16 protein-coding genes and 1 pseudogene are annotated in these 15132 nt (G+C 65.7%); 10 read left to right on the top strand and 7 right to left on the bottom strand.

The annotated features are described in order from the left end of the window. The first annotated feature begins 51 nt into the window (after positions 1-51). The 5 genes from lysA to ABD687_RS09765 all read left to right on the top strand — a co-directional run bounded on the left by lysA (position 52) and on the right by ABD687_RS09765 (position 5012). The gene (gene lysA / locus ABD687_RS09785) at positions 52-1356 is read left to right on the top strand and encodes a diaminopimelate decarboxylase (protein ID WP_310291742.1); all 1305 of its coding nucleotides are present in this window, start codon (positions 52-54) and stop codon (positions 1354-1356) included. A 66-nt stretch (positions 1357-1422) separates the two neighbouring features. Beyond that, complete coding sequence (locus ABD687_RS09780) at positions 1423-2364, top strand: ABC transporter substrate-binding protein (RefSeq protein ID WP_310291745.1); 942 nt, start codon at positions 1423-1425, stop codon at positions 2362-2364. After that, entirely contained in the window at positions 2351-3307 is a 957-nt protein-coding gene (locus tag ABD687_RS09775; RefSeq protein ID WP_310291748.1) for an amino acid ABC transporter permease, read from the top strand. The genes ABD687_RS09780 and ABD687_RS09775 overlap by 14 nt, the downstream gene beginning before the upstream one ends. Positions 3308-3319: 12 nt before the next feature. After that, a complete protein-coding gene (locus ABD687_RS09770; RefSeq protein ID WP_310291751.1) occupies positions 3320-4129 on the top strand; it encodes an amino acid ABC transporter ATP-binding protein in 810 nt (269 codons plus the stop codon). 118 nt (positions 4130-4247) lie between these two features. Then, complete coding sequence (locus ABD687_RS09765) at positions 4248-5012, top strand: SurA N-terminal domain-containing protein (protein ID WP_264270161.1); 765 nt, start codon at positions 4248-4250, stop codon at positions 5010-5012. A 24-nt stretch (positions 5013-5036) separates the two neighbouring features. Here ABD687_RS09765 and ABD687_RS09760 read toward each other — a convergent pair whose 3' ends face one another. Genes ABD687_RS09760 through ABD687_RS09745 form a run of 4 tightly spaced genes read right to left on the bottom strand, consistent with a single transcriptional unit; the run spans position 5037 to position 9914 of the window. Further along, positions 5037-5723, bottom strand: coding sequence for a GntR family transcriptional regulator (locus tag ABD687_RS09760; RefSeq protein ID WP_264270162.1), 687 nt, complete (start codon positions 5721-5723; stop codon positions 5037-5039). A gap of 41 nt (positions 5724-5764) precedes the next feature. Beyond that, positions 5765-7507, bottom strand: coding sequence for an acetyl/propionyl/methylcrotonyl-CoA carboxylase subunit alpha (locus tag ABD687_RS09755; protein WP_310291754.1), 1743 nt, complete (start codon positions 7505-7507; stop codon positions 5765-5767). Continuing rightward, complete coding sequence (locus tag ABD687_RS09750; protein ID WP_310291757.1) at positions 7504-9159, bottom strand: 5-oxoprolinase subunit B/C family protein; 1656 nt, start codon at positions 9157-9159, stop codon at positions 7504-7506. The genes ABD687_RS09755 and ABD687_RS09750 overlap by 4 nt, the downstream gene beginning before the upstream one ends. Further along, positions 9156-9914: a LamB/YcsF family protein gene (locus ABD687_RS09745; protein WP_310291759.1), complete on the bottom strand. Its 759-nt coding sequence runs from the start codon at positions 9912-9914 to the stop codon at positions 9156-9158. Before ABD687_RS09745 ends, ABD687_RS09750 begins: the two co-directional genes overlap by 4 nt. Before the next feature lie 206 nt (positions 9915-10120). Here ABD687_RS09745 and ABD687_RS09740 point away from each other — a divergent pair, with 206 nt between their 5' ends. The 3 genes from ABD687_RS09740 to ABD687_RS09730 all read left to right on the top strand — a co-directional run bounded on the left by ABD687_RS09740 (position 10121) and on the right by ABD687_RS09730 (position 11442). Further along, positions 10121-10309 (top strand): hypothetical protein, encoded by a 189-nt coding sequence (locus tag ABD687_RS09740; protein ID WP_217387513.1) that lies wholly within the window; start codon positions 10121-10123, stop codon positions 10307-10309. 65 nt (positions 10310-10374) lie between these two features. Next, positions 10375-10875, top strand: coding sequence for a DUF456 domain-containing protein (locus ABD687_RS09735; protein WP_302264525.1), 501 nt, complete (start codon positions 10375-10377; stop codon positions 10873-10875). 204 nt (positions 10876-11079) lie between these two features. Next, positions 11080-11442 carry a hypothetical protein gene (locus ABD687_RS09730; RefSeq protein ID WP_264270168.1) on the top strand — a complete coding sequence of 121 codons (363 nt, stop codon included), beginning with the start codon at positions 11080-11082 and terminating at the stop codon, positions 11440-11442. 97 nt (positions 11443-11539) lie between these two features. Here the strand turns inward: ABD687_RS09730 and ABD687_RS09725 are convergent, their stop codons facing one another. After that, entirely contained in the window at positions 11540-11779 is a 240-nt protein-coding gene (locus ABD687_RS09725) for a LapA family protein (RefSeq protein WP_310291765.1), read from the bottom strand. Between the two features lie 161 nt (positions 11780-11940). Beyond that, positions 11941-12651 carry an SDR family oxidoreductase gene (locus ABD687_RS09720; protein ID WP_310291768.1) on the bottom strand — a complete coding sequence of 237 codons (711 nt, stop codon included), beginning with the start codon at positions 12649-12651 and terminating at the stop codon, positions 11941-11943. A 313-nt stretch (positions 12652-12964) separates the two neighbouring features. Here ABD687_RS09720 and ABD687_RS09715 point away from each other — a divergent pair, with 313 nt between their 5' ends. Together ABD687_RS09715 and ABD687_RS09710 are read left to right on the top strand one after the other, a co-directional pair. Beyond that, positions 12965-13567, top strand: coding sequence for a TetR/AcrR family transcriptional regulator (locus ABD687_RS09715; protein WP_310291770.1), 603 nt, complete (start codon positions 12965-12967; stop codon positions 13565-13567). Between the two features lie 63 nt (positions 13568-13630). After that, the gene (locus tag ABD687_RS09710) at positions 13631-14182 is read left to right on the top strand and encodes a PaaI family thioesterase (RefSeq protein WP_302264530.1); all 552 of its coding nucleotides are present in this window, start codon (positions 13631-13633) and stop codon (positions 14180-14182) included. Between the two features lie 79 nt (positions 14183-14261). Here the strand turns inward: ABD687_RS09710 and ABD687_RS09705 are convergent. Next, positions 14262-15126, bottom strand: a pseudogene (locus ABD687_RS09705) (alpha/beta fold hydrolase). Between the last annotated feature and the right edge of the window lie 6 nt (positions 15127-15132).

Here is a 15132-nt window from a genome sequence, read left to right as displayed (position 1 = left end):
ATATTGCTTCGGCAACCAACCGCCAGGCACAAAGGAAAACGGCACACCACCATGACAGTCACCCAGCAAATGCACCATCCGGACCTCAACTTGTTGATGGACATCCTCCCCGAGGAATCAGAGGTATCCGACACCGGCGAATTGTCCATCGGCGGGGTACCGGTCGGCGAACTGGCCCGGCAATACGGGACCCCCGCCTACATCATGGACGAGACCGGACTGCGTCGGCAGATCCGCCGCTTCGTCCAGGGCATGAAGTCCAGGCGCCCCAACTCCGAGGTGCTCTTCGCCTCCAAGTCGCTGCCGTGTGTTGCCATGTATGCGATCGCGCAGGCCGAGGGGCTCAGCGTCGACGTTGCAGGTGGCGGGGAACTCATGATGGCCCTGACCGCCGGCGTCAACCCCGGGAACATCTACCTGCACGGCAATGCCAAGTCCGACGCTGAAATCCAGATGGCACTGGCAGCTGGCATCCGGGCGATCATCGTGGACAACTTCAACGACCTGGACCGGCTCGAGGCCATGGCGACGAAAAAGCAACACGTCCTGCTTCGGATGATCCCGGGCATTACCCCGGCCACACACGCCTCGCAGGTCACCGGCGGCAACGATTCGAAATTCGGGCTTCCCCCCGCCGACATCACCCGCGCCATCGAACGCATCGCCCGGCACCCCCTGCTGTACTTCGAGGGCATCCACGTCCATATCGGCTCGCAGGTGCTGGAAACCGAGCCATTTGCCCAGGCCGTGAAATCCGTTGCCGAATTCGGAAGCTTCGACACCTATGACGTGGGCGGGGGATTGGGCGTGAAATACACCTACGACGAGATCGCCCCGAGCGTCGAAGACTACCTGGACACACTGACCGAGGCCGCAGCCCGGCTATTGCCCGCCGAGGCAAGGCTCATCATCGAGCCCGGTCGCTCGCTCGTGGCCCGCGCCGGCATCACCCTTTATTCGGTCAACACAGTCAAAACCACGGGCAAGACGTTCGTCGCAGTCAACGGAGGCATGGCCGACAACATCGACATCGCCCTTACCGGACAACGCTACGAGGCCGTGATGGCCTCCAAGATCGGCGCCGAGCCCACCGTGGTCGCAGACGTCGTGGGACGTCAATGCGAATCCGGCGACCTCATGTGCGCGGACGTCCCATTGGCGGATCCGCAGGTCGGGGACCTGGTAGCCATGCCGGCGACCGGGGCCTACGCCTACACGCTGGCCAACAACTACAACGGCGCCTGCAAGCCGCCGGTCATCTTCTGCGCCAACGGGTCCTCCACGCTCGCTGTCGCCCGGGAAACCTATGAAGACCTGTTACGCACCCAACAACCTGCCCTGCAGCGTCGCTGGTAAGCCTGCCGCGGCCAACCGTCCATTCCTTCCCTATCGCATCCCACTCCCAAAGGAAACCGAATCGCCATGAACATCACCGCGCACAACCGCCGTCCCAGGTTGGCATTGCTTTCCACCGCCGCATTGGCCATTGGCCTGGCCCTGACCGGCTGTGCCACGGACGAACCCGTTGCCGCCGGAACTCCGGCACCTGAGCACAGCGTCGAAGTCGACTCTGCCGCCGCGGCCGCCCTGCCCGCGAAGTACAAGGACGCCGGGGCCATCAACGTGGCCGCCGACATGCCCAACCCGCCCATGGAGATGCTGGACAAGAACAACAACCCCACCGGCCTCGACTACGACCTGTCCCAGGCCATGGGCGGAAAGCTCGGCGTGAAGTTCAACTTCCAGCAGCAGGCCTTCGACACCGCCATCCCGTCCCTGCAGGCGGGCAAGCACGACATCATCTTCGCGGGGATGAACGACACCGCCGAACGCCAGAAGGTGCTGAACTTCGTGGACTATTTCCACGCCGGGTTCAAGATCCTGGTCAATGCCTCCAACCCCGAGGGGATCGGATCCATCATCGACCTGTGCGGCAAGCCGGTAGCCGTCCAGAAGGCCACCGTGCAGGTCGAATACCTGGTTTCCTTCGCCCAGAAGTGCTCCGACGCCGGCAAGCCGCCGATCGAGCTGGTGCAGCTTCCCACCGAACTTGACGCCCAAACCGCCGTGCGCTCGGGCAAGGCCGTCGCCGATGTCGTCGATGCCTCGGTCGCCGCCTACGCCGCCGCCACCGCGGGGGACGGCAAGCTCTTCGAACTGGTCAAGGACCCCGAATTCCCCAACGGTTACAACCCCGTCTACACCGGCATCGGGCTGCTGAAGGAAAACCAGGACCTCACCGAGGCGCTGCACCTGGCGCTGCAGTCATTGATCGAGGACGGCACCTACACCAGACTCATGGAAAAGTATGACCTGGCCGACTTCGCCGTGACCGAGGCCGGTGTCAACAATGGCGGGAAATAGCACTGCGCTGAGGCAGCCCGCACCCGCACAGCCGGAGGCGGGGGAACCCGGCGCACACGACATCGTGGCCGTCCCGCTGCGCCACCCCGGCCGCTGGGTCCTGGCCTCCCTCATCCTGCTGGTCCTTCTCGGCGTGGCAACCTCGCTGTGGCGCAACCCCAACATCGACCACCCCACGATCGCCAAGTACCTCTTCAGCGACCGGATCGTGGCCGGCGCGGTGCTCACGGTGGCCCTGACGATCCTGACCATGGTCCTGTCCACCATCCTGGGCATCGTGCTGGCACTCATGCGGCTCTCCGCCAACCCGGTGCTCAACTCCGTCGCCTGGCTGTATGTCTGGATCTTCCGGGGCACGCCGCTGCTGGTGCAAATCGTGTTCTGGGGCTACCTCGGACTGCTCTACAAGCAGTTGTCCCTGGGTGTTCCCTTCACCGAGTTCACGGTCTTCACCGTGGACACCAACGCGTTGATCCCGGCGTTCGTGGCCGGCGTGATCGCCCTTACCACCAACCAGGCCGCCTACACCGCGGAGATCGTCCGCGCCGGCATGCTCTCGGTCGACCAGGGGCAGAAGGAGGCCTGCTACTCCCTGGGCATGACCCCGCTGTTCACTCTGTTCAAGGTGGAACTGCCGCAGGCCATGCGGGTCATCATCCCGCCCATGGGCAATGAGACGATTTCCATGCTCAAGGACACGGCGCTGCTTTCGCTGATTGCCGTGGCGGAGCTCTACACCGTGGCAGCCCGCATCTCTTCGCAGAACCTGCACCAGGTGGAACTGCTGATCGTGGTCAGCATCTGGTACCTGGCGCTGACCTCCATCCTGTCGGTTCCGCAGTACTACCTCGAGCGCCACTACGGCCGGGGGAGCCGGACCCTGGGACCCACACCCATCGGCAGGGCAGTGGCCCTGGCCAACCGCGTACGCCGCAGCAAGTAAGGAAGCAGAACAATGAACCCCGTCCTTGAATCCCCGTCCCCGGTACGCACCGACGAAATCCGCAGGCCGCTCGTCCAGGCTCAGGGGGTGCGCAAGAGCTACGGCCCGATCCAGGTGCTCAAGGGCATCGACCTGCAGGTCGACGCCGGGCAGGTCATGTGCCTGCTTGGGCCCTCCGGTTCCGGGAAGTCCACCTTCCTGCGCTGCATCAACCACCTTGAGCGCATCGACGGCGGGCGGATCAACTTCGACGGCGAACTCATCGGCTACGCCCAGCGCAACGGCAAGCTCCACGAGATGAAGCCGCGCGAGGTCGCGCGGCAACGCCGCGGCATCGGCATGGTCTTCCAGCGCTTCAACCTCTTTCCGCACCTGACTGCGCTGGAGAACATCATCGCCGCACCCATCGGCATCAGGAAGGTTCCCAAGGCGCAGGCCGTCGCCCAGGCCCATGCGCTGCTCGAGCAGGTCGGTCTGGGCGACAAGGCCGGGCTGCACCCTGCCAAGCTCTCCGGAGGGCAGCAGCAGCGCGTGGCCATTGCGCGTGCGCTGGCCATGGAACCCAAGTTGATGCTCTTTGATGAGCCGACCAGTGCCCTGGACCCGGAGCTGGTGGGCGATGTGCTGGACGTGATGCAGAAGCTGGCCGCCAGCGGCATGACCATGATCGTGGTGACCCACGAAATCGGGTTCGCCCGCAACGTTGCCGACGAAGTGGTGTTCATGGACGCCGGCATCGTGGTCGAATCGGGTGCACCCGCCAAGGTGCTGGGCAACCCCAGCCACGAACGAACCAGGGCCTTTCTGGAGAACGTGATTTAGCGGAACCCTGTCTTGGCTCCGGGCACCGTCCGTGCGGTCGTGATCGTCGACTGGCGTTCAGCGGCCGTTCGGTTTCGCCTGTTAGGGTTCCAAGGGTTGTTCGAAACGCTGGGAGTTTATGTTGCAGAAGAAGTGGGTTATTTCCATGTCCCTGATCGCCTCGTTGGCGTTCATGACCGGGTGCAGTGCCGCGGAGGAACCGGGAGCCGCCCCCGAGGCCAGCGCCCCGGCCCCTGAAGCGGCGCCATCGGACGCCGCGGCACCGAAGCCGGATGTTTCCGGAATCCCGGAGGTCATTGCCGAAGTCAACGGCGAGAAAATCACCAACGCCGACTTCGTCCGCATCTACGAGGGCCAGTTCCCCCAGATGGTTCAGCAGGCGCAAGCCTCGGGTCAGGAGCTTGACCAGGGCCAGTTGCGCAAGCAGACTGCCGAGGGTCTGGTGAACACCGAGCTGCTGATCCAGCAGGCGAAAAAGAAGAAGATCTTCGCGACATCCAAGGACCTTGACCAGGCACTTGGCGATGTGGCGAAGACCAATGACATGAGCGCCAAGGATTTTTTGGCGACCATGGATAAGCAGGGGCTGAACGAGGACGTGGTTCGCACCCAATTGAAGACCCAGCTCGAGGTCGGGCGGCTGATCTCCAAGGAAGTCGGAGATTTCACGCCCACCGACAAGGAACTCAAGGATGCCTACCAGGTCGTGCTTGAGCAGTACAAGGGCCAGGCCTCCGCCGGCGCGGAGGCACCCGAGGCGCCTTCATTCAAGAAGATGAAGCCCGAGCTCGAACAGCAGCTCAAGCTCCAAAAGGAAGGTGCCGCGGTCAAAGGCTACGTCGCGGAGCTGCGCAAGGACGCCAAGGTCACCATGAACATGTAGGACCGGCCGGCCGGCCGGGCGGGCTCAGTTCCCTTCGGATTCGCCCAGGTGCGCCAGCAGTTCCGCTTCGGCGCGGTCAAGGTAGCCGCGCATTGCAGCGGCTGCCTCTTCGCGCTTGCCCTCGGCCAGGAGCCGAACCAAGCCGGCATTGCGTTCCACATAGTGCGAATGGAAATCCGGCGCATCGCCCATGGCGTGGAAGACCAGGCGCATCTGCGCCAGGACCTTGGTCATGAGTTCCTGCAGGTGCTGGCTGCCGGTGGCCCGGACCAGCTCCTCATGGAAGCACTGGTTGGCATCTGCCATGCTGGCAATGTCCCCGGCCGCCAGGGCCTTGCGCGCATCCACGATGATCGCTGCCAGCGCCTCGACATTCAGGTTGGGCCCCCACAGGACGGCCGCGGGCTCGATCATGCGCCGCACCCCGTAAATCTCCCGCACCCCTTCGGGACCGGGGGAGGTAACGAAGACGCCGCGGTTGGGGATCCTGGTGATGACCAGCTCGTGGTCAAGGACCGCAAAGGCCTCGCGCAGGGTGTTGCGTGAAACCCCCAGCGCATCGGAGAGGGCTTGTTCGGAGAGCTTCGCTCCGGGGAGCAGCTGTCCCTCGGCAATGCGCGAGCGCAGCACAGCGGCAACCCACGCGCCGGTGTGTGCGTGGGTTGACCCCTCGGCCAGGGGCAGTGCGGAGATCATGGCGTTCACTGGCATCCTTTCAATCTAATCCAAGGCCGTCCCGAGAGCCCCAAGCATTAAGCGATGGCCCCGAGTGCTTCGCCGCGGCCAATGGCGGTTCCCGGCTCCTGGGAGCCACGGGTGAATGTCCCGGCACGGTGGGCGGTGATATTCGATTCCATCTTCATGGCCTCCAGCACTGCCACGGTGTCTCCCTCGGCCACGGCGGCACCGTCGTCGAGCACCCACTTGACCAGGTTTCCGTTCATCGGAGCCAACAGCGCGGCGGCATCCGAGGCAGCGGCCACGTTTTCGGCCGCAACATCCAGGGCCACGCCGTTTCCGCCGTGTCGGATGGCCTCGACCAGGGACGCCGGCAGGCCGATGTCCATGGCCTTGCCGTCGACCTCGATGGTCAGGGTCTCACGTTCTGCGTTTGGCTCGGCCGCGGCGATCTCCGGGCTCGAGGCCAGCTCCTCGGCGAATTCGGATTCGATCCAGGTGGTGTACACCCCGTAGCGCTCGTCGTTGGTGAAGTCGGCGTTGCGCACCACCGCGCGGTGGAACGGCAGCACGGACGGCACCCCGGCGATGACCATTTCGTCCAGGGCCACCTTGGCACGGCGCAGCGCCTGGGCGCGGGTGGCGCCGGTGACGATCAGCTTGGCCATGAGCGAGTCGTAGTGCGAGGGGATCACGGAGTCGGTGCGCACCCCGGAGTCCACGCGCACGCCCGAGCCGGTCGGGGCCTCGAATGCGGTGATGCGGCCGGGGCCGGGCAGGAAGCCACGGGCGGGGTCCTCCGCGTTGAGACGGAACTCGAAGGAGTGGCCGGTCGGGGCCGGATCCTCGGTGAGGCTGATGGGCTCCCCGGCGGCGATCCGGAACTGTTCGGCGACCAGGTCCACGCCGGTGGTTTCCTCGGTGATGGGGTGCTCGACCTGCAGCCGGGTGTTGACCTCGAGGAAGGAAATCAGTCCGTCGGGGGCGACCAGGTATTCGACGGTTCCTGCGCCATGGTAGCCGGCCTCGCGGCAGATGGCCTTGGCCGAGGCGTGAATGGAGGCGCGCTGCTCGTCGGTCAGGAACGGGGCCGGGGCCTCCTCGACCAGCTTCTGGTGGCGGCGCTGCAGCGAGCAGTCGCGGGTGCCCACCACCACGACGTTCCCGTGGGTGTCGGCGAGGACCTGGGCCTCGACGTGGCGGGGCTTGTCCAGGAAGCGTTCGACAAAGCACTCGCCGCGGCCGAAGGCCACGGTGGCCTCGCGCACGGCCGATTCGAAGGCGTCGTCGATCTCCTCGAAGTTGCGCACGATCTTGATACCGCGCCCGCCGCCGCCGAAGGCCGCCTTGATGGCCACCGGCAGGCCGAATTCCTGGGCAAAGGCGCGCACCTCGGCGCCCGAGGCCACCGGGCCCTCGGTGCCGGGCACCAGCGGGGCGTTGGCCCGGACCGCGATTTCGCGGGCGGTGACCTTGTTGCCCAGCGCGCGGATGGACTCGGGGGAGGGGCCGATCCAGGTGAGCCCGGCGTCCATGACGGCCTGGGCGAAGTTGGCGTTCTCGGAAAGGAAGCCGTAGCCGGGGTGTACCGCATCGGCGCCGGAGCGGGCGGCGATGTCAAGGATCTTGGCCATGTCCAGGTAGGTTTCGGCACCGCTGGACCCGTGCAGGGCCCAAGCCTCGTCGGCGCGGCGCACGTGCAGTGCATCGGCGTCGGGGTCGGAGTACACGGCCACGGACACCAGCGAGGCATCCGCGCAGGCGCGGGCGATGCGGACGGCGATTTCCCCGCGGTTGGCGATCAGGACTTTCTTCATGGGGTGTTTCCTTCGTGGCTGGGGGCGCCGGCGGCCCGGGGAGCATGGGGGTTGTGGGTGAGCGGGTCGACCAGTTCAAAGCGGAGCTGGGCGCCCGGTGGCAGCTGGGCCGCGGCAGGCAGGTCCTCGGCGATGACCCCGGCAATGACCGGGTAGCCGCCGGTGACCGGGTGGTCGGCCAGGAAGAGCACGGGCAGGCCGGAGGGGGGAACCTGCAGGGCGCCCACAGCCACCCCTTCGGAAGACAGTTCCCCGGTGCGGATGCGTGTCAGCGGCGAGGAGTCCCCGGGCAGGGCCAGGCGGACGCCGACGCGGTTGGATTCGGCCGAGACGCTCCAGGTTTGGCCGGTCAGCTGCCGCAGCCCGGCCTCGCCGAACCAGTCCTCGCGGGGGCCCTTGCTGATGCGCAGCGTGTAGATGCCGTGCGCGTCGGGAACCGGCAGCGTGGAGGGCTCGGGGTTCCCGACCACGTGGGATCCGTTGACGGTGCCGACCGGCAGCAGGGTGCCGGGAGCGAGCGGGGCGGGGCCGATGCCCGACATCGAGTCGGTGGAGCGCGATCCGAGCACGGGGTCGACGTCGATGCCGCCGCGTACGCCCAGGTAGCTGCGCAGCCCGGAACCGGAGGGGAGAAGCGTGAGTGTTTCCCCGTCGAGCAGGGCAAAGGGCGTGTTCATCTCCGGCGCGCGCTCCTCTTCGTGGAAATCGTCCTCCTCCACGGGGGTGATCAGCAGCTGCGCGTGCGCGCCGGTGACGGACAGGACCGCGTCGCCGCGGGCGCGCAGGACCAGCGAGCCCAGGAGGTTTTCGATGACTGCCGCCTCCGCGGCATTGCCCACCAGGCGGTTGGCGGCCCGGGCGGAGGAAGTGTCCGCCGCCCCGGCGGCGGAGACCCCGAGGTTGCCCAGGCCCAGGCGGCCCAGGTCCTGGATGAGGGATTGCAATCCGGGATCCAGGATTTCCAGCTGCCCGGCTGCGGCCTTGGGTGCCGCGTGTGCGGGGGCAGCGGCGGTGCGAGAGGAAAGCTTCAGCGAAGTGTGCGAGGCGGTGAATTGCACGCGGTCCTGCGGGCGGATCAGTGCGGGGTTCTCCCGTTCCAGGTCCCAGAGCACCGCGTCGGTGTGCCCGATCAGCTGCCAGCCGCCGGGGGATTGGCGGGGGTAGACGGCCGAATAATCCCCGGCCAGGGCCACGGCACCCGAGGGCACGACCTTGCGCGGGGTGTCGCGGCGCGGCACGTTCAGGCTGCTGTTCTCCCCGAGCAGGTAGGCGAAGCCGGGGGCGAAGCCGCCAAAGGCAGCGCGCCATGTCTGCGAGGTGTGGGCATTGATGACCGACTCGATGCTCAGGTCGGTGAGCTTGGCGACCTCCGCCAGGTCCTCGCCGTCGTAATGCACGTCGACGGTGACCAGCGAGCCGGCGTTCTCCGGCGCCGTGCCCAGCTCGAGGGCGGGAATGGCGGCGGCGATCTTCCGGGCGCTGGCCCAGGAATCGGCCTTGATGAAGACGGTGGAGGCCGCCGCGAGCACGTCAAGTTGTCCGGGCAGTGGAGAGGCCTCCAGCAGGGCGTCAAGGGCCAGCACGGAGTCGAGGTCGGAGAGCTCGACGAGCACCGACCGGGTTCCGGCAAAGCGCGTCGCTGTCACGCTCATGCGAAGCTCTTGATCGACACGCTGGCGGATTCCAGTCCGGCACGAACGGCCGCGGCCATGGCGACGGCCCCCGCGGTGTCCCCGTGCACGCAGATGCTCTCGGCGTCCATCGGGATCACGGAGCCGTCGACGGCCACGATCGTGCCCTCGGTGGCCAGGCGGATCATGTTCGCGGTGACAGTCGCGGGGTCGTGCAGCACCGCGTTCGCCTCGCGGCGCGAGACCAGGGTCCCGTCGGGGTTGTAATTCCTGTCGGCAAAGGCCTCGGCAACCGGGCGCAGGCCCGCGGCCTGCGCCTTGGCCAGGGCGACGGAACCGGGCAGCAACAACACGGGCAGGTCCGAGCCGAAGGCGCGGATGGCGTCGACGACTGCCTGGGCGTGGGCCTCGTGGTGCACGATGGTGTTGTAGAGGGCGCCGTGCGGCTTGACGTACTTGATGCCCGAACCCGCCGCGCGGGCCAGGGCCTCGAGGGCACCGAGCTGGTAGAGCACGTCGTCGGCCAGTTCGGTGGGGGAGCAGTCCAGGAAGCGGCGGCCAAAGCCGGCCAGGTCCCGGTAGCCCACGTGCGCACCGATGGTGACGTTCGCGGCGACGGCGTCGCGGCAGGTCTGGGCTATGACGCTGGGGTCCCCCGCGTGGAATCCGCAGGCAACGTTTGCCGAGGATACGGAGGTGAAAATGGCGGCATCGTCGCCCATCACCCAGTTGCCGAAGGATTCCCCGACGTCGGAATTCAGGTCGATGTAAGGCATTTGTGACCCCCGTCTCGTGTTGTGGTCCCTTAAGAATGCACTAATAACGCGGATTGTTCAACAATCTTTCGCATCGGGTTTCCCGGAGCGGCATTTCCGGGCCGCGCGTTTCGCCGTGGCACATCGGATCGCCGCCAGCCTAGGATGGGAAAAATACAGGGCGTGACGCCACGGGATGGCGTCGCACTGAGCGAGGGACGTGGGACATGAGATTCATTTTCGAAGTCGACATGAACACCGAGGCGATGAAGCTTGACCCCGAGGCCGAGCTCGGACGTGCCTTGCGCTACTGGGCCGGAAACCTGAAGAACTACCCCATGGAACCCGGCGCCGGGGAAGACATCTTCGACAGCGAATACAAGCCCGCCGGCAGCTGGGCCATCGTCGACGACTGAGTCCGCCGCCCGCCTGATCGGCGCGCCCCGCCCGGCCGGGCTGAACGGATGCCAGACTTGCACTCGTGGATATCCAAATCATCATCACCGTCGTCGCCGGACTGCTGTTGGCGGTCGCCGTCGTGGGAACCATCGTCCCCGTGCTCCCCGGGAGCCTCCTTGCCATCGGCACGCTGCTGGCCTGGGGCTGGGTCCTGGGCGGCCCTGCCGCCTGGTGGTGCGCCGGCATCGGCATGGCCCTTGCGCTCGTCGGATGGGGCGCATCGACGGTGCTGACCGGCCGGAACCTGAAACAGCAGCAGATTCCGCGCGGCTCCATTGCCCTGGCCATCGCGCTGGCGGTCGTGGGCATGTTCCTGATCCCCGTGCTCGGGCTTTTCATCGGCTTTGCGGTGGGGCTGGTGCTGGGGGAATACGGGAGGCGCAGGGATTTCCCGGCGGCGCTGCGTGCCTCCGGTTCCGCACTCAAGGCCATGGGTCTGGGCGTCCTTGTCGAATTCGGCTGCGCGGCCATGGCCTCGTCGGTGTGGATGATCGGCGTGATCGCGCACTTCACCACGCGCTGAGCGGCGGATGTGCGCGGCGCCACGGGAATCGGGCGGTCCAGGCCACAGACCCCTGTGAGCTTGCCAACCGAAAGCGCTTAATAGCGCTTTCGTCGAAAATTCACACGTAATCTCAATGTTGTAACGATTGAGATGATTGCGGGTGTCGGCTTCCCCGCTCGAAGATTTTAAAAGGGGTAGGCAATGCGGTTGGCGCGTCGAACAATGCCACTTGGCGAAGACATCCTGTTGGCCCGCCATGGGTCCAACATTGCTGAAATGACCCAGGACCGCAGGAACAACCTGACCCGCGCCCGCCTGATCGACGGCAGCATCGACACCGCCTCCAACTTCCTCGTGAGCCTCAATGCAATGGCGGCGATCACCCCGGCCGAGCGCTTCAGCAAGGTCGCCGGAGACTACTCGGCCGACCGCCTGCCGGTCAGCCGTTCGGAGATCCGCTTCATGGCCAAGCTCTCGGCCGCCTGGGGCGTCGCTTCCCTCGCCTTCATCGGCGGAATGAGCTGGGTCGTCTACAACTACGGCGATCCGGAGATGCTCATGCAGGTCATGGGCACCTCGCTCTAGGGCCACTCCAACTTTTCCCAAGCCGCCCCGTCGGGCCGCACCCCCACCCGTGGGTGCTTCCGGCGGGGCGGTTTTGCGCTCTGCGGGGCACGCGGACTCAGCGCTTGCGGAACGAGAAGCGCCCCATGACCCAGCCCATGAGCAACACCGCGCCGAGGGAGATCCACAGCGGGGCGTTCAGGTCGAGGAACAAGAACTCGATGCGGACCCGCTGGCGGTTTTGCAGGATGAAGATGGCCGCCAGGACCGCGCCCACGATGGCGATCCAGTTCTTGGCCGAGAGCCGCGCGAAGAAACGAAGGACGGGGTTCCTGGTGCTGCCAGGGGTTTCGCTCATGCCAACAGGGTAGTCGAATCCCGCAGCGCGACTCGTGGGCCGTTGCGTTGGCTCCTTGCCGCCACCGGAGCGGTTCGACGGTGCTGTAGTCGGCCGGATGAAGGGAGATCCTGCTGCCCCGCCATCCGGCCGTCGCTTGGAGAACCTACGGCGATGTGCCGCTACGGCCTGACGGCCAGCTGCGGGTAGACGGATTCCACGGGGGCGCTGAGGGACGCCTTGAGCTGAACGGACGTCTGGTCCGCGAGGACCTCGTGCTCGCCGGCTTCGAGTGCGTCAAAGACCGAAGCCACCAGGTCCGCCGGGTCCACTTTCGGCTCGGTGCTGTGTGCGGCCATTGCGGTGTCCACGTATCCGACGTGCACGCCCAGGACCTGGACTCCCGCCGGAGCAAGTTCCAGCCGCAGGGAGTTGGTGGCCGACCACAGGGCAGCCTTCGTCGCGGAGTAGATTCCGGCCACTGCCCACCAGGCCAAGGCCGAGTGGATGTCGATGATCGCCGCGTTGTCCTTGGCGGACAGAATCGGGGCGAAGGCCCGGGCGAGGAAGAGCGGGCCCAGGAAGTTGGTCTCAACGTTCCGGCGAATCTCCTCGTCGGTGTGGGCAAGGATGCCCGGGGTGGAGACCGAGGCGCCGGCGTTGTTGATCAATACCGTCACATCCTGGGCGGCCGCCAGTGCGGCCCGGATCGATGCAGGGTCGGTGACATCCAGGGTGAGTGGCACAATCCGGTTGTCGTCCCACCCTCGTGGGGTGCGGGCGGTGGCGTAGACCTTCGCCGCCCCCCGGGCCAGGGCTTCGCGTACGAAGTGGGTGCCGATACCGCCGTTCGCCCCGGTGACGAGGACCACGGCTCCGTTCAATGAGGTCATGGGAAGGTTCCTTCTCTTGTTGCGGCAGGATTGCGCGTCGCGCTTTCCCAGGGGAGTGGTGCGGGTCAGGATTGGCTGAGCGCTGGATAGTCGGTGTAGCCCGCGGCGCCACCGCCATAAGTGGTGGTTGGCACGATCTCGTTCTGCTTTGCATTTGCCGGGGAGGGCCGGAGCGGCGGTCGTGCCTGGTCGACATCCGATCGAACCGATTCATCGTGGGAGAATGATTGCCTGACCGGGATGCCGATCCCGATCACTAGCGACTATACTCATAACTGAGCGCAGTCATAATATATTCCGAGAGGATCACCTCATGTCATCGCCGTCCCCACAGCTCGGTCGGCGCGAACGCAACAAGCTGGAAAAGCTCGAGCGCATCACCGCCGCAGCCAGCGAATTGTTCGCCAAGCACGGGATCGAGGACGTCACGACCCAGCAGATTGCCGACAAGGCAGACATCGGCACCGGAACGTTGTTCCTGTACGCGAAATCCAAGGGCGAATTGCTGCTGCTTGTCCAGAACGCGCACTATGCCCACGCGCTGGAGCAGGGGCAGGCAGCGGCCGGGAAAACGGCAGATGTGCTTGAGGGGGTGCTGGCAATTGTGACGCCAATAGTGGAATGCAACCGCGTGCAGGTTGAGAACGGGCGCACCTACTTGCGTGAGATGGTCTTCGGCGACCCCGCCGAACCGCGCCATGCCGAGGCCCTGGAAATTGTCGCCCAAACCCAGGAGGCACTCGCAGCGGTCCTTGGTCGGCATGAGCGAATCGGTGAAAGCGAGGCGACAACACTGGCAGGTGTTGTCTCCGCGGCCATGTTCCTCGCGATGGCCGCGAGCATTAATGCGCAGCGGAGCACCGTTGAGGTCATCGGTGCCATCAGGGCGCAGGTTTCCGCCATTCTTCCGCACTAGGCAGCAGCCCAGTCGCCGAGCCCGAGCAACCATCACCCGTATCGAGCATGTGGAGATCAAACGATGTCAGCAAGGCCAACGCCACCGGCGAACCGTTCGCGGACGATCCATTACCAGGTCCCCGAAGCGGATAAGACAAGGTTGTTCGAGCGGACCGGACTCGAGCAGCTGCGCGCCATGGCCGAAGGGCGCATCGCGGCACCGCCGATCAGCAGCCACATCGGTTTGGAGTTCGTGGCCGTCACCGATGGGGACGTCGTGATGACAGCGCAGCCGGACGAATCGCACTACAACCCGATCGGATCGGTTCACGGCGGTTTCTTCGCCACGGTGCTGGACTCCGTGTGCGGATGTGCCGTGCACAGCACCCTTCCGGCCGGAGTGGGATACACCAGCCTGGAAATCAAGGTCTCGTTCCTGCGTCCAATCACTGCCGAAACGGGCGCCGTCACCGCGCATGGCTGGGTCACCCGACGCGGTAAGTCGGTCGCCTTCGCCGATGCCGAGATTCGGGACGCGGAAGGCCGGGTACTGGCCACCGCCTCGAGCACCTGTTTGATCATCTACCCCGGCGGTGCCGTCCCGGACTCCCGGCCCGGTCCGGCGAACCAATAGCGCGTACGCATTGCCGGATGGGCCGCACAGCAGAAGTGGTTTGCGCTGTCCCGCCCGATTCGAGGGGAAGCACCGCCATTTAGGCGGCCAAGAATTTCGCGGCGATCGGAGCGAAATCCTGGTGGAACTGGAAGATGCCGCCATGTCCGGAGTTCGGATAAATGATCAGCTCGCTGCCGGGGATGCGACGGCTTAGTTCCTCGGACAGGACCGTGGGGGACCATTCGGTCGTTGTCGCCATTGGCGATCAGCGTGGGCCGGGTGATCACCGAGAGATCCGATGGCGCTGAACGCCCGTACTTTTGGATGGCCTTCAACTGGGTTTGGAGTGCCTTGGTGGAGACGGCGGCGTCGCGGTTGGCGGTGCGTTCCTTGAGGCGACCGATGAACGCCTTGCCTGCCCGTTTCCCTGCAGTGTCGCGGTTGAAGAACAGGAACTCCTTCGGGTCCGAACGCGCGAGGGCAGCGCGCAGGATGTCGCGGTAGGTCACCCCCGCGACCTTGTCGATGTCCTTGCCGCCGCGTGGACCGGTGCCGGTCAGCACAAGCCTGCGCACCAGATCGGGGTGCTTGACGATCAGGTCCTGGGCGATGAATCCACCCATCGAGAAGGAGAAGACATCGATCGTCTCGAACCCGAGGGCGGTGATGAATTCATAGGCGTCGTCGGCGGCTTCCTCGAGTGTTTTGCGCACTCGCCCGGAGGATGCGCCGACGCCGAGCTGGTCGAAAGCGATGACGTGCCGATTCCGGGCAATGGGATCAACGATGCGTGGATCCCAGTTATCCAAGTTGGCGGCCAGATGCGCGAAGAAGATGACTGGGATCCCGCCCCTGGGGCCCAGCTCCCGGTAGGCGAATGTTTCCTTGCCAACGGTGATGCTCTTGTTCGGCGCCACGGCATAGGAATCGATGACCGGTTCCACCTCGTTGCCGGTGGTCATGATGGT

The organism is Paeniglutamicibacter sulfureus (assembly GCF_039535115.1).
Lineage (GTDB): Bacteria > Actinomycetota > Actinomycetes > Actinomycetales > Micrococcaceae > Paeniglutamicibacter > Paeniglutamicibacter sulfureus.
This window is presented reverse-complemented; position numbering and strand designations above follow the sequence as displayed.

Coding starts and splice junctions, on each gene's coding strand:
- ABD687_RS09740 (WP_217387513.1), top strand. CDS start 10,121: ATGAGATTCATTTTCGAAGTCGACATGAACACCGAGGCGATGAAGCTT.
- ABD687_RS09750 (WP_310291757.1), bottom strand. CDS start 9,159: ATGAGCGTGACAGCGACGCGCTTTGCCGGAACCCGGTCGGTGCTCGTC.
- lysA (WP_310291742.1), top strand. CDS start 52: ATGACAGTCACCCAGCAAATGCACCATCCGGACCTCAACTTGTTGATG.
- ABD687_RS09780 (WP_310291745.1), top strand. CDS start 1,423: ATGAACATCACCGCGCACAACCGCCGTCCCAGGTTGGCATTGCTTTCC.
- ABD687_RS09760 (WP_264270162.1), bottom strand. CDS start 5,723: ATGCCAGTGAACGCCATGATCTCCGCACTGCCCCTGGCCGAGGGGTCA.
- ABD687_RS09730 (WP_264270168.1), top strand. CDS start 11,080: ATGCCACTTGGCGAAGACATCCTGTTGGCCCGCCATGGGTCCAACATT.
- ABD687_RS09745 (WP_310291759.1), bottom strand. CDS start 9,914: ATGCCTTACATCGACCTGAATTCCGACGTCGGGGAATCCTTCGGCAAC.
- ABD687_RS09755 (WP_310291754.1), bottom strand. CDS start 7,507: ATGAAGAAAGTCCTGATCGCCAACCGCGGGGAAATCGCCGTCCGCATC.
- ABD687_RS09715 (WP_310291770.1), top strand. CDS start 12,965: ATGTCATCGCCGTCCCCACAGCTCGGTCGGCGCGAACGCAACAAGCTG.
- ABD687_RS09770 (WP_310291751.1), top strand. CDS start 3,320: ATGAACCCCGTCCTTGAATCCCCGTCCCCGGTACGCACCGACGAAATC.
- ABD687_RS09765 (WP_264270161.1), top strand. CDS start 4,248: ATGTTGCAGAAGAAGTGGGTTATTTCCATGTCCCTGATCGCCTCGTTG.
- ABD687_RS09775 (WP_310291748.1), top strand. CDS start 2,351: ATGGCGGGAAATAGCACTGCGCTGAGGCAGCCCGCACCCGCACAGCCG.
- ABD687_RS09720 (WP_310291768.1), bottom strand. CDS start 12,651: ATGACCTCATTGAACGGAGCCGTGGTCCTCGTCACCGGGGCGAACGGC.
- ABD687_RS09725 (WP_310291765.1), bottom strand. CDS start 11,779: ATGAGCGAAACCCCTGGCAGCACCAGGAACCCCGTCCTTCGTTTCTTC.
- ABD687_RS09710 (WP_302264530.1), top strand. CDS start 13,631: ATGTCAGCAAGGCCAACGCCACCGGCGAACCGTTCGCGGACGATCCAT.